This window comes from Streptomyces sp. NPDC006339, from assembly GCF_040612775.1.
Lineage (GTDB): Bacteria > Actinomycetota > Actinomycetes > Streptomycetales > Streptomycetaceae > Streptomyces.
The window spans coordinates 109,140-131,112 of record NZ_JBEXQW010000004.1 but is presented as its reverse complement, the minus strand read 5'-3'; the positions used below and the strand labels follow the sequence as shown (position 1 = coordinate 131,112).

Below are 21,973 nucleotides of genomic sequence, written 5' to 3'. Positions count from 1 at the left end.
CATGGCAACGCTTGAAATCCACGACCTGCACGTCTCCGTCGAGGCCGAGAACGGTCCGCGTGAGATCCTCAAGGGTGTCGACCTGACCATCAAGCAGGGCGAGACCCACGCCGTCATGGGCCCGAACGGCTCCGGCAAGTCGACCCTGGCGTACTCGCTGGCCGGCCACCCGAAGTACACGATCACCGGCGGCACCGTCACCCTCGACGGCGAGGACGTCCTGGAGATGTCGGTCGACGAGCGCGCCCGCGCCGGCGTGTTCCTGGCCATGCAGTACCCGGTCGAGGTCCCCGGTGTCTCGGTCTCCAACTTCCTGCGCACCTCCGCCACCGCCGTCCGCGGCGAGGCCCCCAAGCTGCGCACCTGGGTCAAGGAGGTGAAGGAGGCCATGGAGAAGCTGCACATGGACCCGGCCTTCGCCGAGCGCAACGTCAACGAGGGCTTCTCCGGCGGTGAGAAGAAGCGCCACGAGATCCTCCAGCTCGAGCTGCTCAAGCCGAAGATCGCGATCCTCGACGAGACCGACTCCGGCCTCGACGTCGACGCCCTTCGCATCGTCTCCGAGGGCGTCAACCGCGTCCGCGAGACCGGCGAGGTCGGCACCCTGCTGATCACGCACTACACGCGGATCCTCCGCTACATCAAGCCCGACTTCGTGCACGTCTTCGCGAACGGCCGCATCGTCGAGTCCGGTGGCGCCGAGCTCGCCGACACGCTGGAGAACGAGGGCTACGACAAGTACGTGAAGGGTGGCGCATCCGCGTGACTTCCGCCCATCAGGGGCTGACCGGCCTCCTCGACACCGAGGCGATCCGCAAGGACTTCCCGCTCCTGGATCGCACGGTCCACGACGGCAAGAAGATCGTGTACCTGGACTCCGCGGCCACCTCGCAGAAGCCGCGCCAGGTCCTCGACGCGCTCAACGCCTACTACGAGCGGCACAACGCCAACGTCCACCGCGGTGTCTACACGGTCGCCGAGGAGGCCACCGCGCTGTACGAGGGCTCCCGCGACAAGGTCGCCGCCTTCATCAACGCGCCGAGCCGCGACGAGGTGATCTTCACCAAGAACGCCTCGGAGTCGCTCAACCTCGTGGCCAACATGCTGGGCTGGGCCGACGAGCCCTACCGCGTGGACCACGAGACCGAGATCGCCATCACGGAGATGGAACACCACTCCAACATCGTCCCGTGGCAGTTGCTCTCGCAGCGCACCGGCGCGAAGCTGAAGTGGTTCGGCCTCACCGACGACGGCCGTCTCGACCTCTCGAACATCGAAGAGGTCATCACCGAGAAGACCAAGATCGTCTCCTTCACGCTGGTCTCGAACCTGCTCGGCACGGTCAACCCGGTCGAGACGATCATCCGCCGCGCCCAGGAGGTCGGCGCGCTGGTCTGCATCGACGCCTCGCAGGCGGCCCCGCACATGGTCCTGGACGTGCAGGCGCTCCAGGCCGACTTCGTGGCCTTCACCGGCCACAAGATGTGCGGCCCGACCGGCATCGGCGTGCTGTGGGGACGGCAGGAACTCCTGGAGGACCTGCCGCCCTTCCTCGGCGGCGGCGAGATGATCGAGACCGTCTCGATGCACTCCTCGACGTACGCGCCGGCCCCGCACAAGTTCGAGGCGGGTACGCCCCCGATCGCCCAGGCCGTCGGCCTCGGCGCGGCCGTGGACTACCTGTCGGCGATCGGCATGGAGAACATCGCGCGCCACGAGCACGCGATCACCGAATACGCCGTCCGCCGCCTCCAGGAGGTTCCGGACCTGCGGATCATCGGCCCCACCACGGCCGAGGACCGCGGCGCCGCGATCTCCTTCACGCTCGGGGACATCCACCCCCACGACGTGGGGCAGGTGCTCGACGAGCAGGGCATCGCGGTCCGGGTCGGCCACCACTGCGCGCGGCCGGTCTGCCTCCGGTACGGAATTCCCGCGACCACGCGAGCGTCGTTCTATCTGTACTCCACTCCGGCCGAGGTCGACGCCCTGGTCGAGGGACTGGAGCACGTTCGGAACTTCTTCGGCTAGGGGACGGCTCGTGAAGCTGGATTCGATGTACCAGGACGTCATCCTGGACCACTACAAGCACCCGCACGGGCGCGGTCTTCGGGACGGCGACGCCGAGGTGCACCACGTCAATCCGACCTGCGGCGACGAGATCACGCTCCGCGTGAAGTACGACGGCTCGCGCATCGAGGACGTGTCGTACGAGGGCCAGGGCTGCTCCATCAGCCAGGCATCGGCCTCCGTCCTCAACGAGCTGCTCGTCGGCAAGGAGCTGGCCGAGGCGCAGAAGATCCAGGGCACCTTCCTGGAGCTGATGCAGTCCAAGGGCCAGATCGAGCCGGACGACGCGATGGAGGAGATCCTGGAGGACGCGGTCGCGTTCGCCGGAGTCTCGAAGTACCCGGCCCGGGTGAAGTGCGCGCTGCTCAGTTGGATGGCGTGGAAGGACGCGACGGCCCAGGCACTGGGTGACGCGGAGAGGAAGTCGGCATGACCGAGAACGCGACCGAGAACGCGACCGAGAAGGCCGAGGCCACGGAGCCGGCCGAGGCGCCCGCCGCCGAGACGGCGCAGCCGACCGAGGCGGCCACGATGAAGCCGGCCTCCGAGGAGGAGGTCCGCGAGGCCCTCTACGACGTCGTCGACCCCGAGCTGGGTATCGACGTGGTCAACCTGGGCCTCATCTACGGGATCCACATCGACGACTCCAACGTCGCCACGCTGGACATGACCCTGACGTCCGCGGCCTGCCCGCTGACCGACGTGATCGAGGACCAGGCGAAGGCCGCCACCGACGGCATCGTCCGCGAGCTGAAGATCAACTGGGTCTGGATGCCGCCGTGGGGCCCCGACAAGATCACCGACGACGGCCGCGAGCAGCTCCGCGCGCTCGGCTTCAACGTCTGATCCGACGTCTGACCGACGCCTGACCGGCGTCCGGCCGACGTCGCCACGATGGGCCGCACCCCTCCGGGTGCGGCCCATCGGCGTTCGCGTCGGCGTGAGGGTCAGGACATGGCCGCCGTCTGGGCCAGGGTCTGGGCCAGGTTCTCTCGGCGGATGCGCTGGTCGACGTAGAGGAGGGCGGAGACCAGGGGCGGGAAGGGGGCGGCGACGGCCTGGACGAGGAGTTGGGCGAGGGCCAGGACCGCCATGAGGCCGCCGAACGCGGCGATGAGCTCGCCGGGGGTCGGGTCGCCGCTCAGGTCGATCGTGGCCATCGGGATCGCGCCGATCTGCGAGATGATCTGCTGGATCAGACCGGCGGCCATGCCCACGATCATGACCGTGGCGAGCGTGCAGCCGAAGACGCGCCACCAGGAGCCCTTGACGAGGGCGGAGGAGCGGCGCAGGGAGGCCATCGGGCCCTGGTTCTCGATGACGGCGACCGTCGGGGCGAGGCTGAACTTGATCCACAGCCACAGTGCCGGCGGCAGCAGCGCGAGGGCGCCGACGAAGACGAGGACGCCGATGACGGCGAGGCCGGACCCGTCGTCGGTGCGGCCGCCCTCGGAGGCGGCGAGGGCCTCGAACATGGCCGCCATCAGGAACCCGGCGCCGACCATGAAGAGCACCACCGGGACGAAGGTGGCGAGCATCGCCAGGACGACCGAGCCGATCACCGCACCCAGCCGCGACCAGGCGCGCGCCCACACGGCCCAGAAGCCGATCGGGCGGCCGAGGACGGCCTCCTGGACCACGGCAGGGGCGGCCGCGTAGACCAGGCCGCTGGAGAGCACGTAACCGATCATGCCGACCAGCCAGACGCACACGAAGGCGACGATCAGCGGCTGGAAGTCGGAGAAGTCCGGGCTGTGGCCCTCGGGGGTGTCGATCAGGCGCCGCACGTCGTCACCGACGGCGGCCCAGGCGATCAGGAGCGCCAGGCCGATCAGTGCCGCGGCGGCCGCGTAGGCGGCCACGGCGACGCCGATCAGCGGCTTCCAGTAGCGGCCGTAGGTGGCGAAGGCGCCGGTCAGGATCTCGCCGAAGCCGAGCGGTGCCAGGGGTATGACGCCGGGCTTCGGCGGCGGTGGCGGAGCGGGATAGCCGTATCCGTACGGCCCCGAGGCGTATGTCATGCGCACACCGTAGCCCGGAGCGTCCCGGCCGCCGCCACCCCGTACGCACACAGGGGCGTCCGCGGGCGTCCGCGCGCGACGGGCGCGCGTGGGCCTGAACGATGCGCCCAAGACGGCGGACGCCGGCTCGTCGGAAGCCACGGACCGCCGGACCGACACCTGAGACCGGTTGGCCCGTGCGCCGCCCGGCCGGTTAGGTTTTCCGTCATGACCACTGCTCCTCGCACCACCGGCGCCGTCGCCGCCGGCCTCGCCACCCTCGCCGGTGACGGCACCGTTCTCGACACCTGGTTCCCCGCCCCCGCGCTGACCGACGCCCCCGGCCCCGCCGGCACCGAGCGGCTCACCCCCGAAGCGGCCGTGGACGCCCTCGGCGAGGGCGCCGCCAAGGCCCTCGGCGTGGACGCCCGCCGCGGTGTCGAGGTGGTCGCCGTCCGCACCGTCATCGCCTCCCTCGACGACAAGCCGCTCGACGCGCACGACACCTACCTGCGTCTGCACCTGCTCAGCCACCGGCTGGTCAAGCCGCACGGCCTGAGCCTCGACGGCATCTTCGGCCACCTCGCCAACGTCGCCTGGACCTCGCTCGGCCCCGTCGCCGTCGACGACATCGAGAAGGTGCGGCTCAACGCCCGCGCCGAGGGCCTGCACCTCCAGGTCACCTCGATCGACAAGTTCCCCCGCATGACCGACTACGTGGCGCCCGCCGGTGTCCGGATCGCCGACGCCGACCGGGTCCGCCTCGGCGCGCACCTCGCCGCCGGCACCACCGTCATGCACGAGGGTTTCGTCAACTTCAACGCGGGCACCCTGGGCACCTCGATGGTCGAGGGCCGCATCTCCGCCGGCGTCGTCGTCGGCGACGGTTCCGACATCGGCGGCGGCGCCTCCACCATGGGCACCCTCTCCGGCGGCGGCAACGTCGTCATCTCCATCGGCGAGCGCTGCCTCATCGGCGCCGAGGCGGGCATCGGCATCGCGCTCGGCGACGAGTGCGTCGTCGAGGCCGGTCTCTACGTCACCGCCGGCACCCGGGTCACCATGCCCGACGGCCAGATCGTGAAGGCCCGCGAGCTCTCCGGCGCCTCGAACATCCTCTTCCGCCGCAACTCGGTCACCGGCGCCGTCGAGGCCCGCCCGAACAACGCGGTCTGGGGCGGCCTCAACGAGATCCTCCACAGCCACAACTGATCGGGTCGTTTCCGCGTTACCAAGGTGACGCGGAGCCCATCATCGGACAAGGCGAGGAGTCGACATGAGGACGAGGCCCACCGTTGTCGGTGCGCTGGTGATAGCGGCGGTTCTGCTGCCGGCGGGGGCCGCCTCGGCGGACGAGACGCACACGCGCACGCACAACGGTCCCCAGGTCACCAACGGCCCCAGCCTCTCGCTGCACACCGGGCAGATCGACGACCCGCTCGAGGACGTCCTCGAGCACGCGGCGATCCTCAACAGCCGCACCCACACGACCGACGCCGCCTGAACCCGGCTCCTCGCCGACGGCCCGCCGCCCCTCACCGGGGCGGCGGGCCGTCTGGCATGATCGACCTGCGCGACAGGAGGTCAGCGAAAAGGATTCAGCACATGACCGAACAGCGCGTCGCCCTCGTCACCGGCTCGTCCTCCGGCATCGGAGCCGCCGTCGCCCGCCGCCTCACCGCCGCCGGCTACCGGGTCGCCGTCAACTCCGCCCGCTCCGTCGAGGCCGGCGAGAAGCTCGCCGCCGAACTCCCCGGCGCCCACTACTTCCGGGCCGACGTCTCCGACGAGGCCCAGGCCACCCGGCTCGTCGAGGAGACCGTCGCCCACTTCGGGCGGCTCGACCTCCTGGTCAATAGCGCCGGCACCACCCGGTTCATCCCGCACGACGACTTCGCGGCCGCCTCGCCCGACGTCTGGCGCTCCCTCTACGACGTCAACGTCATCGGCGTCTGGCAGACCGTCACCGCAGCCGTCCCGCACCTGCGCGGGACCGGGGGCGCCATCGTGAACATCTCCTCCCAGGCCGGCGTCCGGCCCGGCGGCAGCTCCATCCCGTACGCCGTGACCAAGGCCGCCGTCAACCACATGACCAAGCTGCTCGCCAAGACCCTCGGCCCCGAGGTGCGGGTCAACGCGGTCGCGCCCGGGCTCATCGACACCCCCTGGTTCGACGGGGTCGAGGGCGCCGACGCCGCCAAGGAGCACGTGGCCTCCGTCGTGCCGCTGCGCCGGATCGGCCGCCCCGAGGACATCGCCGAGGCCGTCCACGACCTGGCGAACGCCTCGTACATCACCGGCGAGGTGCTGCTCGTGGACGGCGGCGGACACCTGCTGGGCTGACGGTCTCGGCCGAGCGCTCCCGGGGGGCCGGTCTCGGGGACCGGTCTCGGCCGAGCGGTCTCAGAGCGCCAGCTTGAAGCCGTCGTGGCTGCGGGCGAAGCCCAGGGACGCGTAGAAGCGGTGGGCGTCGGTCCTGGACTTGTCGCTGGTCAACTGGACGAGCGCGCAGCCACGGGCCCGGGCCCGCGCGACCGCCAGGGTCATCAGCTCCCGGCCGAGCCCGCCGCCGCGCCGGTCGGCCCTGATCCGGACCGCCTCGATCAGCGCCCGCTCGGCCCCGCCCTTGCCGAGGCCGGGGATGTACGTGGCCTGGAGGCAGCCCACGACCGGGCCGCCCTCCTCCGCCACGAGCACCAGCACCTCGTTGCGCGGATCGGCCTCGATGTCCGCGAACGCCCGCTCGTACGCGGGCGTGACGGTCACCGACGCCGGGTCCACGACCCGCTCCTCGTCGGCGAGGAGGGCGAGGACGGCGGGCAGGTCGGCACGCGTGGCGGGACGAAGGATCACGGCCGGAAGTCTCCCACGACCGGCCACGGCCGACTCCGGAGTCCGCTGGGCCTCCCGAGTCCCTTGACCTCAAGCGCGGTTGAGGATCCAGCCTGGGATCATGGACACCATCGAGAACCCCCACGCCCGCCCCGATCTGCGCCACCCCGGAGTCGGCCTCGTCCTGGCCAGCCGATGGCGGGTCGGCACGCCCGAACGGCAGCGGGCGACCGTACGGGCCATCCGGCGGGCCTGGCGGAGCCGGGACTGGCCGGACGCCGGCCTGCTCTCGTACAGCGTCTTCGTCGGCAGCGACGGCGACACCCTCCTGCACCACTCGCAGTGGACGAGCGAGGAGAGGTACCGGGACTTCGTCCGCACCCAGCGCGACGGACGCAACGCCGAGATCGACGCGGCGGTCCCGGGCATCGAGCGCGTCGGACTGCGGCGCCTGGCACCACCGTTCCGTACGACCGTGTACGAGGCGGAGGGCCGGGAGGCCGCGGTGCCCGGGTGCGTGGCCGTCTCCCTCGTCGAGATCGGGCCCGAGGGGCCGGACGCCCTGGCCGACGCCCTGGAGGCGGCGGGGGCCGAGGGCGGCGGCGACGGCCGGATCGCCGCGTACGCCCATCTCACCACCGACGGCACCCATCTCTTCCACTACGCCGAGTGGGAGAGCGAGACGGCACACGTCCGCCGGCAGGCCGAGACGGGGGCCTTCGCGGGGATCGCCGACGACCGCACCCGCAGGTACGCGCCCGCGCTCAGTCTGAGCGCGGGCGCGTGAGCCGAGGTCCCGCGTGCGCCGTTACGGGCGGAAGCGCAGCACCTGCGGGTCGTGGTCGCTGTTCTGGTCCGCGAACTCGGCGTTGATGTGCACGCTGTCATACTCGAAGTGGTGCACGCCGGGGCTGGTCAGGATCTGGTCGAGGACCTGGCTGTTGCCCTGGTAGACGTACGAGTAGCGCTCGCCGCGCGGCAGCGACGTGATGGCCGGGAACAGCGCGCCGCCCTCGGTGAGCGCCTGCGTCGTCCCGGAGAACTCGAAGTCGTTGATGTCGCCGAGGACGACCACGTCGGCCTGCTTGTCGAGAGCCAGGACGTCCTTGACGAAGGCGTTGACGGACTTCGCCTGGAGCAGGCGCTTGGCCTCGGAGGAACGGTTCGGCGGCTGGTGGTGGGAGACGAGCGACTCGTCGCCGCCCTTGGAGCCGAAGTGGTTGGCGACCACGATGACCGTGCGGCCGCGGAAGAGGAACTCGCCCGCGAGCGGCTTGCGGCTGTTGTCCCAGGCGGTGTTCGCCGGGTCGATCCGGCCCGGCGAGACGGACAGGTGGGCGTCGCCCTTCGTGCCGGTCACCGCGGTCGCGGTGCCGGCGTCGCCGCCCGGGCGGTCGACGAAGGAGACCCGCGCCGGGTTGAAGAGGAAGACCTGACGGATGTTGCCGCCGGGCTCGCCGCCGTCCTTGTTGTTCTGCGGGTCGATCGAGCGCCACTCGTACGCCGGGCCGCCGGCCGCCGTGATCGCGGCCGTGAACTTCTTCAGCGTCTCGCCGGCCGTGACCGTGCCGTCGTTCTTGGCGCCGTTGTCGTCCTGGATCTCCTCCAGGGCGAGGATGTCGGGCGAGGCGAGGTTCTCGACGACGGCCTCGGCGAGCGCGTCGAACTTCTCCTGCGGGTCGGTCGGGTCGAGGTTCTCCACGTTGTACGTGGCGACGGCCAGTTCGTTCTTGTGCTGCCGCTCGGTCACCTCGCGCTCCAGGCCGAGGTCCACGTGCTCGCCGAGGGTGTGCGCGACCAGGGTGTAGCCGCCGAACTGGTTGAAGTCCAGCGGGCCCTCGGTGGTGCCGGCCAGCCAGTCGCCGACGTTCGCCTTCGGGAACGGCTTCTGGGAGATCGGGGCGAGCTGCTGGATCTGGAGCCGGCCGGTGTTCTGGGAGTCGTACGAGCCGTAGACCGTGCCGCCGCGGACGTTGTCGTTCTCGAACGGCTTGACCGTCACCCAGAGCTCGGAGTACGGGTCGGTCGCGCCGACCACCCGCGAGGTGCCGATGCGGACGTTGGTGCCCTCCAGGGACTCGTAGTAGTCCAGGGCGTAGGTGTCCGGCCGCAGGGTGAGGCCGTTGATGGAGCCGCCGGCCGCCGGGTCGCCCTGGGGGGTGTACGCGCCCGGGACGGAGCCGGCCGAGATGGTGACGGGCGCGGGGACCGCGTTGCCCTTCGACAGGACGGTGATCGCCGGCTTGGAGATCTGCGTCAGGGACTGGTTGCCGGAGTTCAGGCCGCCCGGCACGTACTCGGTGACGGTGCCGTTGACGCTGACCGCGTCGCCGACGGCGACGGTCGGGACGGAGCTGGTGAAGACGAAGATGCCCTCACTGGTGGCCGGGTTGTCATCGGATATCGGATCCTGGATCCAAAATCCACGCGAACCGTACGTCCGCACACCGGTGACGACGCCCGTGACGCCGGTGACCTGCTTGCCGGCGAGCGGCGAGACGCGGGTGGTGCCCTGGATGTCGTGGATCCGGACGGGGGCCGCCGCACCGGCGGCCGCTGCCGTGGCCGTGGCCGTGTCGGTGGTCGCGTCGTCGGCGGATGCGGACGCGCCGCCGAGCAGACCGGCGGCGAGGGCGGCGGAGACGACGGCGGCGACGGCGGCCGATCTCGGTATGGAGGAAGACATCAAGGTGCTCCGTGAGGGATTGGAGAAACGATCCAACGATCTACGCGCGTCAATTTCGTAGGAGAGCATCGCTCTTGTCAAGGGTTGACGGGTGTACGAAGGCTGACGCCCCGGTGAACCGGCGGACCGCCCCCGAATGCGTCTACGCTGAAGGCTTCGCGCAGCACCCCGAACCCCATCGCCCCGCCGAGGAGAAGACCCCAGATGGCACCGGACCGTCCGACCCTGCCCCCCGTTCGACTGCCCTCGGACGCGGAACTGGCGCGGGACGCCCTGGCCGCACCCCTCCTCGTCCGCGCCGTGCGGCTGGCCCGCTGGGCCGGCCCCGAGACCCGGGTCGGAGCGGGCGGCGAACTCGTCGACGAGCAGCTCCCGGCCGCCGCCGAGCTCCTCGGCCTCGCCGACGACGAGGACGGCGAGGCGTACGCGAGCGAGGCGTGGCGGGTCGCCGTCGACACGGGTCTGATCGACGTCCAGGACCCGGAGGAGGCGGAGGAGCAGGCCGAGGGGCCGACCGAGGGGGAGGACGGTGACGGTGCGGGCACCGCCGCGCCCGGAGAGAACCTCAAGCTCCTCACCGGCGGTTCGCCCCAGGACGTCCTCGCGATCTGGCTCGAGGGCCTGGAGACCGTCTTCGCCGACGCCGCCGCGCCCTACTTCGACGACCTCGACGCGCTCGTCGGCCCCGACGGCGAGATCGACTTCGAGGCGCTCGACTGGGACCCCGAGGGCGAGGCCGAGTTCCTGGAGGGCGTCCTCGGCAACCTCTACCTGCTGACGGTCAGCGAGGGCGGGGCCGGTGACGGCCCGGTGCCGCTGCCCGCGCTCGCCGCGTCCATGGTCGTCCCCGACGACATGGGCGAGCCCACCGACGACGTCCTGGAGCAGGTCTCCGACGCGATGATGCGGCTCGACGAGCAGTTCCGGATCCTCGAACCGATCGGGCTCGTCGAGTACCGGCCCGTGGACGAGGCCCTGATGGTGGAGGAGGGCGAGGCCGGCGAGGCGGTGCCGTCCGTCGACGAGGAGGACGTCAGCCGCTACGGGCTGGTCCGGCTCACCCCGCTCGGTCTCTACGGCATCCGCGCCCGGATGCTGGAGGCCGGCCTCGTCGCGCCCGTGGTCGGCGAGCTCGCCGACAAGGGGGCCGACGTGCTGCTGGACGGCATCGCCGCGTACCCGCAGGACGCGGCCCGCGCGGAGACCGTGGGCTGGCTCGACGGCCGTGACGGTGCCGCGGCGGCCCGCGAGCTCCTCGCCGCGGCCCGGGGCACCGACCCCGGCGCGCCGGTGCGCCGCCTCCACGCCCAGCAGGCCCTGTCCCTCGTCGGCCCGGAGGCCGAGCCGGCCGTACGGGAGGTCCTGGACGACCCGGAGCTCGGCGGCCTCGCCCGGGTCTGGCTCGCCGAGCGCGGCGCGGCGGACGTGCCGGCGCCGCCAGAGTCGATGATCTACTGGCTGGCCGTCGACACGATCGCCGCGCACCTCGACGCCGACGGGGACCCGGAGGAACTGCAGGAGCTCATCGAGGGGCTGACGGGGCGTCACGGGGGCTTCTTCGAGGCGGTGTGGCGCGTCGAGCACCCGGCCACGGCGGATGTCCTCGACGCGATGGGGCGCCTGCACCGGGACAAGCCCACGGCGAAGGAGGCCCGCAAAGCCGCCTTCAAGGCCCGCTCCCGCACCTGACCCCGGGGCCCGGCCCCGCGGGCCCCAAGCCCCCCGCCGGTGCGGGCCCGCGCCCGCCGGGCCGGCGACCCGGCGCCTGTGCGGGCCTGTGTCAGCCCACGCCCCGCTGGGGCAGCGCCCCCATTGCCGCGCGCCTGCGCCTCGGTGCCCGTGTCGGCCTGCGCCCCCGCCCGTGTGGGCATGCGTCCCGCTGGAGCGGTGTCCCTTCCCCGCGCCCTGCGGGCCCGCGCCTCGCGCCTGTGCGGCCCGCGTCCCGCCGGGGCGGTGCCTCTCCCCACCCCCGTGTGGGCATTCGTCCCGCAGGGCGGGACGGGTGGGCACACGGGACGGCGCCCATGCGGGCGCCTTCCGCACCTGTTCCTGCCCGCACCACGAGTACGGGGCACTGGTGGTGCGGGTTCAGGCACCGGGAGCCTAGGCCCGGCAAGGGGCGCCGTTCCGTTGTGCCCACCCGTTCCGCCCCAGCGGAACGAATGCCCACAACGGAGTGGCGGTAGGGCACCGCCCCGGCGGGGCCAAGGCTCCGCGCGCAGCGCCCGGAGGCGGGCGGACAGCGCGTCGGCGGCAGCGCTGGGAGAAGGGCGGGAGCCGCTCCGGCGGGGCGGGCAGAGCGCAGCGCACGGGGCGGCTTCGCCCAATGGGTCGCCGCCCCGGCAGGGTGAGGCAGGCGCCCGCCCCCCGGGTCAGGTTCGTAGGTAGGAGGCGCCGTTCAGGTCCAGGATCGTGCCTGAGGTCCATTCGGCGTCGGGGGAGGAGAGCCAGAGGACGGCGGCGGCGATCTCCTCGGGGGTGGCGACGCGGCCGAAGGGGCTCTGGGCGCGGATGGAGGCGGCCTCGGGGCCCGTCAGGCGGGGCGCGACCCGTTCGGTGGTGAAGAAGCCGGGGGCGACGGAGGCCACGGCGATGCCGTGCGGGGCGAGGGCGACGGCCAGGGACTGGCCCAGGGCGTGGACGGCCGCCTTCGTCGCGCCGTACGCCGGGTGGTCCGGCTCACCCCGGAAGGCACCGCGCGAGCCGATGTTGACGATCCGGCCGCCCCGCCCCGCGTCGATCATCCGCCGCGCCGCCAGATGGCTCAGACACGCCGTACCCAGCAGGTTCACGGAGACGTGCCGCTGCCACAGCTCCACCCACTCCTCGTACGGCGTCGTCGCCGGCGGATGCGGCAGGTTCACGGCCGCGTTGTTCACCAGCACGTCGATGCCGCCGAGCGCCTCCGCCGCCGCGTCCGCGACCCGCGCCGCCTCCGCGGGGTCGGCGAGGTCGCCGGAGACCAGGGCGTGGCCGGTGCCGTCGAGGGAGGCGAGGGTCGCGCGGGCCTCCTCGGCGCGGGAGCCGTAGTGCACGGCCACCCGGTCGCCGTTCGCGGCGAAGGCACGGGCCACCGCGCGGCCCAGACCGCGCGAGGCGCCGCTGACGAGGACGCGCCGTCCATGGGCGGGCAGGTTCATGGGAGTTCGCCTTTCTGTTCAACCGCCGTTTATACGGGGGCGCGACCGTGTGCCGCGACACCGGGTGACGACAGGGAGAGAACCGTTCATGTCCCTCAACCGCAGAGACTTCGCCAGACAGTCCGCCGTCGCGGGCGCCGGGCTCGCCCTGACCGGCGCCGTGGGCACGCTCGCCACCGCGCCGCAGGCGCTCGCCGCCGACGAGCCGCACCCGCACGGTCACGGCCACCGGCTCGGATACGGCCCCCTCCTCCCCGACCCCGACGGCCTCCTCGCCCTCCCCGAGGGCTTCACCTACCGCGTCGTCACCCACAGCGGCGTCACCCGCCTGGAGTCGGGCGAGTTCACGCCCGAGAAGCACGACGGCACCGCCGCCTTCGAGGGCCCGCGCGGCACCACGTACCTGGTGAACAACCACGAGCTCAAGGGCCCCCGCTCGAAGTGGGCGCACCCCGTCCCGCTCGCCGAGGGCCTGGTCTACGACCCGGCGGCCTCCGGCGGCTGCACGGTCGTCGAGGTGCACCGCGACGGCACCGTCGCCGAGTGGGTGGGCATCGCCGGCACCTCCACCAACTGCGCCGGCGGCCGCACCCCCTGGGGCACGTGGCTCACCTGCGAGGAGAACTCCGACCTCGCCGGCGTCAACGGCATGACGAAGGACCACGGTTACGTCTTCGAGGTCGACCCGCACGACCGCCGCGCCAACCGCGACCCGAAGCCGCTGAAGTTCTTCGGCCGCTACGACCACGAGGCCGTCGTCATCGACCCCCGGCGCGGCCACGCCTACCTCACCGAGGACGCCTCCGGCCCCAACGGCCTCTTCTTCCGCTGGGTCCCGCCGACCGGCTTCGAGCACGGCCGCGGGAAGCTGGCCGGCCTCGCCGACGACGCCGGCCGCCTCCAGGCGCCCAAGTGCTACGACGCGGTGGGCCGGTTCGTCGACGACCTCTCCCGCGCCCCGAGGATCGGCACCGTCTACGGTGTGGACTGGGTCGACGTCCCGGACCGCGACGCCCGCACCATCCCCGTACGCCGCCAGTTCGGGCCCGGCGAGGTGACCCGGGGCCGCAAGCTGGAGGGCATGTGGTGGGCCGACGGCGGCGCGTACATCGTCTCCTCGTACGCCCGTGACGAGAGCCCCGGCACTCCGCACGACGGTCAGGTCTGGTTCTACGACCCCAGGCGCCGCACCCTCACTCTCAAGGTGCTGCTCGGCGTCAACGCCGCCCCGGACCAGGACGGCGCCTACGACGGCCCGGACAACATCACCGTCTCCCCGTACGGCGGGCTCGTCATCGCCGAGGACGGCGAAGGCGTCCAGCACCTCTTCGGCGCGACCGAGAGCGGCCGCACGTATCCGATCGCCCGCAACGACCTGAACGACAGCGAGTTCGCCGGCGTCGTCTTCTCGCCCGACGGCGACACCCTCTACGCCTGCATCCAGAACCCCGGCATCATGCTCGCGATCACCGGCCCCTGGCGCCGCCAGCCCCGCCGCTGACCTCGCGGGCGTACCCGCGACTCCTACCCTTACGGGTGATCGACATCTAACATGTCAATGCATGGACGTCTTACGGCCGGTGGGCCGGACCCTGCTGCGCGACCGGGCGTACGACACCCTGCGCGAGGCCATCGTCCGCGGTGACCTCCCGCCCGGCTCCGTGGTCAAGGACAGCGAACTCGCCGAGCGGCTCGGGCTCTCGCGCGCACCCGTGCGCGAGGCCCTGGCCCGGCTCGGCGACGAAGGGCTCGTCGAGACCAAACCGCAGAGCTACACCCGGGTCACCCGGCTGGTCAGCCGGGTCGTGCGGGACGCCGCCTCCGTGGTGCGGGTGATGCACGAACTCGCCGCCCGCACCGCCGTCCCGCTGCTCGGACCCGAGGGCATCCGCGCCATGCGCGAGGCCAACGAGCGGTTCGCCGCGGCCGTGCGCGCCGCCGACGTGGACGCCGCCCTGCGCGCCGACGACGAGCTGCACGACGTCCTCGTCGGCGCGAGCGGCAACCACGCCCTCGCCGCCACCGTCGAGCGCTACACCCCGCTGATCCGCCGCGTCGAGCGGCATCTCTTCGGCGACGCCGGCACCTGTGTCTCCGCCGCCCTGCACACCCGCCTCATCGACGCCTGCGAGGCGGGCGACACGGAGGAGGCGGTGCGGGTCACCTCGGAGATCTGGCGTGCCCTCGAAGAGCTCGCGGACGAGGCCACCGACTCCTGACCGCCGGCCCGTCCCGGCCGGCGGGCCCTCCTCGGAAGCCCCCGGCCACCGCCCTTTGTCACCTCACCCCGGGAGCACGCATGCCGACGATCGCCGACTTCGAGCGCTATCCGCTCCTCTTCGGGCCCTCGCCCGTCCACCCGCTGCCGCGGCTGAGCGCCCATCTCGGCGGTGCCGCCCTGTGGGCCAAGCGGGAGGACTGCAACTCCGGCATCGCCTACGGCGGGAACAAGACCCGCAAGCTGGAGTACCTCGTCGCCGACGCCCTCGCGCAGGGCTGCGACACGCTCGTGTCGATCGGCGGCGTGCAGTCCAACCACACCCGGCAGGTCGCCGCCGTCGCCGCCCGGGCCGGGCTGAAGTGCGTCCTGGTGCAGGAGAGCTGGGTCGACTGGCCGGACTCCGTCTACGACAAGGTCGGCAACATCCTCGTCAGCCGGCTCGCCGGCGCCGATGTCCGCCTGGTCAGGGCCGGCTTCGGCATCGGCTTCAAGGAGAGCTGGGAGCAGGCGCTGCGCGAGGTCGAGGAGGCGGGCGGCCGGCCGTACGCCATCCCGGCGGGCGCCTCCGACCATCCGCTGGGCGGGCTCGGCTTCGCCAACTGGGCGTACGAGGTCGCCGAGCAGGAGCGGGAGCTCGGCGTCCACTTCGACACGGTCGTGGTCTGCTCGGTGACCGGCTCCACCCAGGCCGGCATGGTCGCGGGCTTCGCCGCGCTCGCCGAGGCGGGCGGCCCGGCCCGGCGGGTCGTCGGGATCGACGCGTCGGCGAAGCCCGGGCCGACGCATGAGCAGATCACCCGGATCGCCCGGAACACGGCGGCCCTGATCGGCGTGGAGCGCCCGCTCACCGCCGCCGACGTCGAGCTGGACGAGCGCTATCACGCGGGCGTGTACGGCATCCCGGACGAGGCCACCCTGGACGCGATGCGGCTGGCCGCCCGTACGGAGGGCATGGTCACCGACCCGGTGTACGAGGGGAAGTCGATGGCCGGCCTGGTCGACCTGGTGGACCGGGGCGAGATCGGCCGGGACTCGACCGTGCTCTACGTCCACCTGGGCGGCCAGCCGGCCCTCAACGCCTACAGCGCGCTCTTCTAGCGCCGGGACCTCGCGGCCCGCCGCCTCACCGGGCGCCTCTCACAGGGCCTGGGCGGCGGGCTTCACCATGCCCCGTACGGTCCGGGACTTCACGAACTCGCCCATCGCCGTCATCTCCCACTCGCCCGAGAACTGCTTGATGAGCTTGGCCATCATCACGCCCGTCTGCGGCTCGGCCGTGGTCAGGTCGAAGCGGACCAGCTCCTCGCCGGTGGCCGCGTCCATGAGCCGGCAGTACGCCTTGGCGACCTCGGTGAACTTCTGGCCGGAGAAGGAGTTGACGGTGAAGACCAGGCCGGTGGCGTCGGCGGGCAGCCGGCCCAGGTCGACCACGATGACCTCGTCGTCGCCCGCGCCCTCGCCGGTCAGGTTGTCGCCGGAGTGCTTGATGGAGCCGTTCAGGATCGACAGCTTGCCGAAGTAGCAGCTATCGAGGTGGTTGCGCTGGGGACCGTAGGCGATGACGGACGCGTCGAGGTCGATGTCCTTGCCGCGGTAGGCGGGCTCCCAGCCGAGGCCCATCTTCACCTGGGAGAGCAGCGGACGGCCGCCCTTGACCAGGGAGACGGTCTGGTTCTTCTGGAGGCTGACCCGACCCTTGTCCAGGTTGATCTTCCCGGCGCCGGCGGTGGGCGCGGCCGGCGCGGCGGGAGCGGACGGCGGGGCGGGGGACGCGGGCGCGGACGGCATCGTCGCCGCGAGGCGCGGGTCGACCGGGGGAGCGGCGGGCGGCGCCGGCGGGGCGGCGGGCGCGGGGGCCGCGGCCGGCGTGGGGGTGGGCTCCTCGTCCACGCTGACGCCGAAGTCGGTCGCGATGCCGGCGAGGCCGTTCGCGTACCCCTGGCCGACCGCGCGGGCCTTCCACGCTCCGTTGCGCAGATAGATCTCCACGACCACGAGCGCCGTCTCCGCGCCGAGCTGCGGCGGGGTGAAGGTGGCGAGCACGCTGCCGTCGTCGGCGTTGCGCAGGGTGGCGGTGGGCTCGATGCCCTGGAAGGTCTGGCCCGCGGCGTCGGGGCTCGCGGTCACCACGATCTTCTCGATGCCGGCCGGCACGGCGGTGGTGTCCACCAGGATGGCGTCCGGCGCGCTGCCGCCGCCGGAGCGGTAGGTGACGCCCGGGCCCGCGGGCTGGTTGTAGAAGATGAAGTCGTCGTCGGAGCGCACCTTGCCGTTGGCGCCGAGCAGCAGGCCCGAGACGTCGAGCCGCACCGGGGCGGCGACGTCCACCGCCACACGCGCGGCGGTGAGAGGGATGTTCGAGCCGGGGGTCATAGCGGTCATGTCCCGGTTAACGACCGGGACCCCTTTGCCGTTCCCTTACCTTCCCCGGGTTCGGCCACTCCGGTTACGCGGGTGGTCCCGGGCGGCGCGCTCGTTGCCGAACCGGTAGGCCCCCGTCCAGCGGGCCATCACCAGTTGGGGGTCGCCCGCGCCCACCTCCGCGAGGAACTTCGCCGCGCGTGCGCCGCGCAGGGTGGCGGCCGCGCGGCCGCGGTGGGTGATGACGACGCTGCCGTCCGCGCGCCGCGTGTGGACGAATCCCTGAGGCTGTGGCATGACGGGCATCCTGCCGTTCCGGGTCACGTCCGTCATATGAATATTCTTTCGGTCGTGGGTGGGAGCTCTTTCCGGACGCGGGACGTGGACGAGGCGCGCGAGGAGATCGACGCGCGGTACTACGCGAACTTCATGGACGTCATCGACGCGCGGGACCGTCCCTTCGCCGCTCGGTTCGACACCGTCGCGCTCGGGCCGCTGATGATCGGCGACCTCAGTTGCGGCGCGGACGTGCGGATGCGTTTCGGTGAGCTGGGGGCGTTCCACCTCAACGCGCCGATGAGCGGGACCATGGAGCTGCGGCAGGGCGCGGGCGCGCGCCGGCTGCTCGCCACCGCCGACGAGGCGGTGCTGCTCGACCCGGCCGGGGACACCTTCCTCGACCGGTGGAGCGGCGACTGCCGCACGCTTTCGGTCAAGATCGACGCCGTGGCCCTCCAGGAGCGTCTGGAGCAGTTGCTCGGCCGCCCGGCGGGCCGCCGGCTCGCCCTGGGCTCCGTCCTGGACATCTCGCGGGGTCCCGGTCGGAGCTGGGTGACCTTCGCCCGGCAGGTGGCCGCGGGGGCGCTCGCGGGGGAGGGGCTCGCCACCCACGAGCTGGTGGCGCGGCCGCTTCAGGAGGCGCTGCTCAACGGGCTGCTGCTCGCGGCCGAGCACCCCTGGCGGGACGAGCTGGCGCACCCGGCCGGGCCGGTCAGACCCGCGCCGGTCAAGCGGGTGATGGACGCGGTGCGGGCCCGCCCGGAACACCCCTTCACCAGCACCGAACTGGCCGCCCTGGCCCGGGTGAGCGTGCGCCGCCTCCAGGAGTCGTTCCGGGAGTACGTGGGGATGTCACCGATGGCGTACGTGCGCGAGGTCCGCCTGGAGCGGGTCCACGAGGAGCTGCGGGCGGGCGATCCGGACGGGCTGAGCGTCGGTGAGGTGGCCTGGCGCTGGGGGTTCACCCACCCGGGCCGGTTCGCGGCCCAGTACCGGGCGCGCTTCGGGGAGGCGCCGTCCCGCACGCTGAGGGGCTGAGGGGCTGCGGGGTGAGGAGCTGAGGGGCCGCCGCCGGGGGGCGAGCGGGCCGCTGGGGCGCGCGGCGCCCCCGCCCCGTAACCCGTCGCGCTTTGCGGACAGTTGCCGCGCTCCGCGGCTCGCGATGATCTTGACCGAAACATATCGTCGGATCGTCCGCGTGCGTCATGCGTCGCACGCGTCGACCCGGGCCCCGGCCGGCTCCCCCGCATTGTCCGGCCGGGCCCGAGCTTTTCCGCCGCCGTCAGTGCGGCCAGCGCGGCGGATCCACGCAGAAGTGGCCGCCCAGATAGAGGTCGTCCGCGCTGCCCGGGGCGGGCAGCCCCTTCTCCGCGATCAGCCGTTCGGCGAAGACCTCCGAGTCGTCCTTCGGTTCGTAGCCGAGCGCCCGCGCCGAGGACAGGTCCCACCACGCGCGGGTGTTGGCGGAGGAGCCGTAGACCACCGTGTGCCCGACCTCGGGCGCGGTGAGGGCGGCGTGCAGCAGCCGGGCGCAGTCGGCCGGGCTGAGCCACATCGACAGCATCCGCACCGAGGTTGGCTCGGGGAAGCAGGAGCCGATCCGGACCGAGACGGTCTCGACGCCGTGCTTGTCCCAGTAGAACTGGGCCAGGTCCTCGCCGAACGCCTTGGACAGGCCGTAGAAGGTGTCGGGCCGGTGCGGGGTGTCGACCGGGACCGGGGGCTCGCCGGGCCGCGGCCGCCGGGTGAAGCCGACGGCGTGGTTGCTGGAGGCGAAGACGACCCGCGGCACGCCCTCCTCGCGCACGGCCTCGTAGAGGTGGTGCAGTCCGGTGATGTTGGCGGCCACGATCGAGTCGAAATCGGCCTCCAGGGAGATTCCGGCGAGATGGACGACGGCGTCGACGCCCCGCACGGCCTCCCGCAGCGCCTCGCGGTCGGCGAGGTCGGCGACGACCGCGTCCGGGGCGCCGGGGACGGGGACCACGTCGAGCGGGCGGAGCGCGTAACCGTGGCCGGGCAGCAGCTCCCGCATCAGGGTGCCGACGCCGCCCGCGGCGCCGGTGAGCAGGACGGTTCGGGGTGCGGGGTTCAAGGAGGACATCTCCGTCCGTAGACCGTATTCACACACATGGATGAGCCGCCACGCTAGGGACTCGGCTCTCGCACCGTCAAGAAGCGAGCCTCCGACGGAAGTTCGTACCGCCACGGATTATTGACCCGCTCTTCCTCTCTGCCTTAGCGTGAGGGTGTTCAAGAATATGGACAGCAGTCAGAATCTTGTACGACAGGGAGTGCCCGTGACCACACCCCCGCTCGCCGACCGGCTCGACGGCCTGCTCTTCTTCCCCGTCACCGCCTTCGGCCCGGACGGCGGCGTCGACCTCGACACCTTCCGCGCCCATGTCCGCGCCGGCATCGACGCGGGCGCGGGCGCGGTCTTCGCCTGCTGCGGCACCGGCGAGTTCCACGCGCTCACCCCCGAGGAGTTCCGCGACTGCGTCGCCGCCGCCGTCGACGAGGCCGCCGGGCGCGTCCCCGTCCTCGCCGGCGCCGGATACGGCACCGCCCTCGCCGTCCGCTACGCCCGGCTCGCCGAGGAGGCCGGCGCCGACGGACTGCTCGCCCTGCCCCCGTACCTCGTCGTCCCCGACCAGGCCGGGCTGCTGCGCCACTACACCGAACTCGCCGCCGCCACCCCGCTGGACGTCATCGTCTACCAGCGCGACAACGCGGTCCTCACCCCCGAGACCGCCGTCGCCCTGGCCCGCACCCCCGGCGTCATCGGCCTCAAGGACGGCCTCGGCGACCTCGACCTCATGCAGCGGATCGTCAGCGCCGTCCGCTCCGCCGGCCTCGACCTGCTCTACTTCAACGGCCTGCCCACCGCCGAACTCACCGGCCTCGCCTACCGCGGCATCGGCATCACCCTCTACTCCTCCGCCGTCTTCTGCTTCGCCCCCGACATCGCCCTCGCCTTCCACCGCGCCCTCGCCACCGGCGACGACACCACCGCGCACCGCCTCATCGACGCCTTCTACCGCCCCCTGGTGGAACTGCGCGGCAAGGGCCGGGGCTACGCCGTCTCCCTCGTCAAGGCGGCGGTCCGGATGAACGGCCTGGACGTCGGCGAGGTCCGGCCCCCGCTGAGCGAGCCGGCCCCGGACCACCTGAAAGAGCTGGCCGCGATCATCGAGCGCGGCCGGGCCGCCCTCGCCCCGGGCGCCGGGGAGACCCGATGAGGGCCGGCGCCTTCCTCTACCCCTGGGACGTCGACGGCGACCCCGACGCCCCCGCCCGCCTCGCCGACCTCGGCCTCGCCCAGGTCACCCTCGCCTCCGCCTACCACTCCACCCGCGCCCTGACCCCGCGTCACCCGCGTCGGCGGATCGTCACGGCGGCGTACGCGGCCGTCCTCTACCCGCCGGACCCGGCCCGCTGGGCCGGCCGCACCCTCGTCCCGTACCCGGCGGGCGACTGGGCCCCGGGCGACGCCTACGCGCGGGCCGCGGACGCGCTCGCGGACACCGGCCTCGCCGTCCATAGCTGGGTGATCCTGGCCCACAACTCCCGCCTCGGCGCCGAGCACCCCGAGACCTCCGTCGTGAACGTCTACGGCGACCGCTACCCCTGGGCGCCCTGCATCGGCCAGGACGCCGTCCGCGCGTATCTGGTGGAGCTCGCGGCGGAGGCGGCGGTCCGGCCGGGCGCGGCCGGCACCGAGCTGGAGTCCTGCGGCTGGTACGGCCTCGCGCACCTCCACGCCCACGACAAGACGGCCGGCGTGCCGCTCGACGACACCGCCCGGTACCTGATGTCGCTGTGCTTCTGCCCGGCCTGCCGGGAGGGCTACGGCCGGCACGGCGCCGACCCCGACGAGCTCGCCGCCGCCGTCCGGGCCGCCCTCGAACCGGTCTGGCGCGGCGCCCCCGCGCTCTGGCGAGGCCGCCTCGCCGACGCGGCCCTCGCCTGGCGCCTCGCGGCCGCCCGCGGCCTCCAGGAGGCCGCCGTCGCCGCCGTACGGGCCGCCGCCTCGCCAGGCTTCCGCGTCCTGCTGCACGCGGACCCGGTCCCGTACCGCTGCGGGGCCGACGTGGGCACCGACCCGGCGCACATCCTGGCGGTCGCGGACGGCGTGGTGACCCCGGCCGCCACCGTGGCCCCCTTCGCCGTCCACGCCCGCGAGCGGACCGTCCTCGCCGCCAACCTCCCCGTCGTCACCGGCATGGGCGGCTCCCCGCACACCCTGGCCGAGGACGCCGCACGGGCCGCCGAGGCGGGCGCCACCGAACTCCGGCTCTACCACGCCGGGCTGGCCTCGGACGCGGACCTGGAGGCCGTACGGAAGGCACTCGGGGCACGGTGACGCGGCGGGGCCGGAAGC

22 protein-coding genes are annotated in these 21,973 nt (G+C 72.9%); 15 read left to right on the top strand and 7 right to left on the bottom strand.

Features of this window, described 5'->3' with window-relative positions; all coding sequences use genetic code 11:
* Nucleotide 1 precedes the first annotated feature (1 nt).
* The 4 genes from sufC to ABZ135_RS04600 all read left to right on the top strand — a co-directional run bounded on the left by sufC (nt 2) and on the right by ABZ135_RS04600 (nt 2,916).
* Entirely contained in the window at nt 2–766 is a 765-nt protein-coding gene (gene sufC, locus ABZ135_RS04615; protein ID WP_356691722.1) for a Fe-S cluster assembly ATPase SufC, read from the top strand.
* Nucleotides 763–2,031, top strand: coding sequence for a cysteine desulfurase (locus ABZ135_RS04610; RefSeq protein ID WP_356691720.1), 1,269 nt, complete (start codon nt 763–765; stop codon nt 2,029–2,031). The genes sufC and ABZ135_RS04610 overlap by 4 nt, the downstream gene beginning before the upstream one ends.
* A gap of 10 nt (nt 2,032–2,041) precedes the next feature.
* Nucleotides 2,042–2,503 carry a Fe-S cluster assembly sulfur transfer protein SufU gene (sufU, locus tag ABZ135_RS04605; protein WP_017238621.1) on the top strand — a complete coding sequence of 154 codons (462 nt, stop codon included), beginning with the start codon at nt 2,042–2,044 and terminating at the stop codon, nt 2,501–2,503.
* A gap of 98 nt (nt 2,504–2,601) precedes the next feature.
* A complete protein-coding gene (locus ABZ135_RS04600; protein ID WP_356691909.1) occupies nt 2,602–2,916 on the top strand; it encodes a metal-sulfur cluster assembly factor in 315 nt (104 codons plus the stop codon).
* A gap of 101 nt (nt 2,917–3,017) precedes the next feature.
* Here the strand turns inward: ABZ135_RS04600 and ABZ135_RS04595 are convergent, their stop codons facing one another.
* Nucleotides 3,018–4,091, bottom strand: coding sequence for an oxidoreductase (locus ABZ135_RS04595; RefSeq protein WP_356691718.1), 1,074 nt, complete (start codon nt 4,089–4,091; stop codon nt 3,018–3,020).
* 207 nt (nt 4,092–4,298) lie between these two features.
* On the opposite strand from ABZ135_RS04595, the gene dapD reads away from it, so the two are divergent.
* From dapD to ABZ135_RS04580, 3 genes are all read left to right on the top strand, one after another.
* The gene (gene dapD, locus ABZ135_RS04590; protein WP_356691716.1) at nt 4,299–5,282 is read left to right on the top strand and encodes a 2,3,4,5-tetrahydropyridine-2,6-dicarboxylate N-succinyltransferase; all 984 of its coding nucleotides are present in this window, start codon (nt 4,299–4,301) and stop codon (nt 5,280–5,282) included.
* Nucleotides 5,283–5,346: 64 nt separating this feature from the next.
* Nucleotides 5,347–5,574, top strand: a complete 228-nt coding sequence (locus ABZ135_RS04585; protein WP_356691714.1) for a hypothetical protein — start codon at nt 5,347–5,349, stop codon at nt 5,572–5,574.
* A gap of 101 nt (nt 5,575–5,675) precedes the next feature.
* The gene (locus ABZ135_RS04580) at nt 5,676–6,413 is read left to right on the top strand and encodes an SDR family NAD(P)-dependent oxidoreductase (RefSeq protein ID WP_356691712.1); all 738 of its coding nucleotides are present in this window, start codon (nt 5,676–5,678) and stop codon (nt 6,411–6,413) included.
* A 60-nt stretch (nt 6,414–6,473) separates the two neighbouring features.
* Here ABZ135_RS04580 and ABZ135_RS04575 read toward each other — a convergent pair whose 3' ends face one another.
* Nucleotides 6,474–6,923: a GNAT family N-acetyltransferase gene (locus ABZ135_RS04575; RefSeq protein WP_356691710.1), complete on the bottom strand. Its 450-nt coding sequence runs from the start codon at nt 6,921–6,923 to the stop codon at nt 6,474–6,476.
* Between the two features lie 100 nt (nt 6,924–7,023).
* On the opposite strand from ABZ135_RS04575, the gene ABZ135_RS04570 reads away from it, so the two are divergent.
* The gene (locus tag ABZ135_RS04570; RefSeq protein ID WP_356691708.1) at nt 7,024–7,689 is read left to right on the top strand and encodes an antibiotic biosynthesis monooxygenase; all 666 of its coding nucleotides are present in this window, start codon (nt 7,024–7,026) and stop codon (nt 7,687–7,689) included.
* A 21-nt stretch (nt 7,690–7,710) separates the two neighbouring features.
* Here the strand turns inward: ABZ135_RS04570 and ABZ135_RS04565 are convergent, their stop codons facing one another.
* Entirely contained in the window at nt 7,711–9,588 is a 1,878-nt protein-coding gene (locus ABZ135_RS04565; RefSeq protein WP_356691706.1) for an endonuclease/exonuclease/phosphatase family protein, read from the bottom strand.
* 204 nt (nt 9,589–9,792) lie between these two features.
* On the opposite strand from ABZ135_RS04565, the gene ABZ135_RS04560 reads away from it, so the two are divergent.
* Complete coding sequence (locus ABZ135_RS04560; protein ID WP_356691704.1) at nt 9,793–11,277, top strand: hypothetical protein; 1,485 nt, start codon at nt 9,793–9,795, stop codon at nt 11,275–11,277.
* A 683-nt stretch (nt 11,278–11,960) separates the two neighbouring features.
* On the opposite strand, the gene ABZ135_RS04555 is transcribed toward ABZ135_RS04560, so the two are convergent.
* On the bottom strand, nt 11,961–12,728 hold the full coding sequence (locus tag ABZ135_RS04555) for an SDR family oxidoreductase (RefSeq protein ID WP_356691702.1): 768 nt from the start codon (nt 12,726–12,728) through the stop codon (nt 11,961–11,963).
* An 88-nt stretch (nt 12,729–12,816) separates the two neighbouring features.
* Between ABZ135_RS04555 and ABZ135_RS04550 the strand changes: the two genes are divergently transcribed.
* The 3 genes from ABZ135_RS04550 (at nt 12,817) to ABZ135_RS04540 (ending at nt 16,047) form a co-directional block, all read left to right on the top strand.
* Nucleotides 12,817–14,229: an alkaline phosphatase PhoX gene (locus ABZ135_RS04550; protein WP_356691700.1), complete on the top strand. Its 1,413-nt coding sequence runs from the start codon at nt 12,817–12,819 to the stop codon at nt 14,227–14,229.
* A 61-nt stretch (nt 14,230–14,290) separates the two neighbouring features.
* Nucleotides 14,291–14,947, top strand: a complete 657-nt coding sequence (locus ABZ135_RS04545) for a GntR family transcriptional regulator (RefSeq protein ID WP_356691698.1) — start codon at nt 14,291–14,293, stop codon at nt 14,945–14,947.
* A gap of 80 nt (nt 14,948–15,027) precedes the next feature.
* Nucleotides 15,028–16,047, top strand: a complete 1,020-nt coding sequence (locus tag ABZ135_RS04540; protein WP_356691696.1) for a 1-aminocyclopropane-1-carboxylate deaminase — start codon at nt 15,028–15,030, stop codon at nt 16,045–16,047.
* A 39-nt stretch (nt 16,048–16,086) separates the two neighbouring features.
* Here ABZ135_RS04540 and ABZ135_RS04535 read toward each other — a convergent pair whose 3' ends face one another.
* The gene (locus tag ABZ135_RS04535; RefSeq protein WP_356691694.1) at nt 16,087–17,331 is read right to left on the bottom strand and encodes a TerD family protein; all 1,245 of its coding nucleotides are present in this window, start codon (nt 17,329–17,331) and stop codon (nt 16,087–16,089) included.
* 36 nt (nt 17,332–17,367) lie between these two features.
* Complete coding sequence (locus ABZ135_RS04530; RefSeq protein ID WP_356691692.1) at nt 17,368–17,607, bottom strand: hypothetical protein; 240 nt, start codon at nt 17,605–17,607, stop codon at nt 17,368–17,370.
* Between the two features lie 54 nt (nt 17,608–17,661).
* On the opposite strand from ABZ135_RS04530, the gene ABZ135_RS04525 reads away from it, so the two are divergent.
* A complete protein-coding gene (locus ABZ135_RS04525; protein ID WP_356691690.1) occupies nt 17,662–18,627 on the top strand; it encodes an AraC family transcriptional regulator in 966 nt (321 codons plus the stop codon).
* Between the two features lie 244 nt (nt 18,628–18,871).
* Here the strand turns inward: ABZ135_RS04525 and ABZ135_RS04520 are convergent, their stop codons facing one another.
* Nucleotides 18,872–19,693, bottom strand: a complete 822-nt coding sequence (locus ABZ135_RS04520; protein WP_356691688.1) for an NAD(P)-dependent oxidoreductase — start codon at nt 19,691–19,693, stop codon at nt 18,872–18,874.
* A gap of 196 nt (nt 19,694–19,889) precedes the next feature.
* Here ABZ135_RS04520 and ABZ135_RS04515 point away from each other — a divergent pair, with 196 nt between their 5' ends.
* Both ABZ135_RS04515 and ABZ135_RS04510 read left to right on the top strand, forming a co-directional pair.
* Nucleotides 19,890–20,831 (top strand): 5-dehydro-4-deoxyglucarate dehydratase, encoded by a 942-nt coding sequence (locus tag ABZ135_RS04515; protein WP_356691686.1) that lies wholly within the window; start codon nt 19,890–19,892, stop codon nt 20,829–20,831.
* Nucleotides 20,828–21,955 carry a hypothetical protein gene (locus tag ABZ135_RS04510; protein ID WP_356691684.1) on the top strand — a complete coding sequence of 376 codons (1,128 nt, stop codon included), beginning with the start codon at nt 20,828–20,830 and terminating at the stop codon, nt 21,953–21,955. Before ABZ135_RS04515 ends, ABZ135_RS04510 begins: the two co-directional genes overlap by 4 nt.
* Nucleotides 21,956–21,973: the final 18 nt, after the last annotated feature.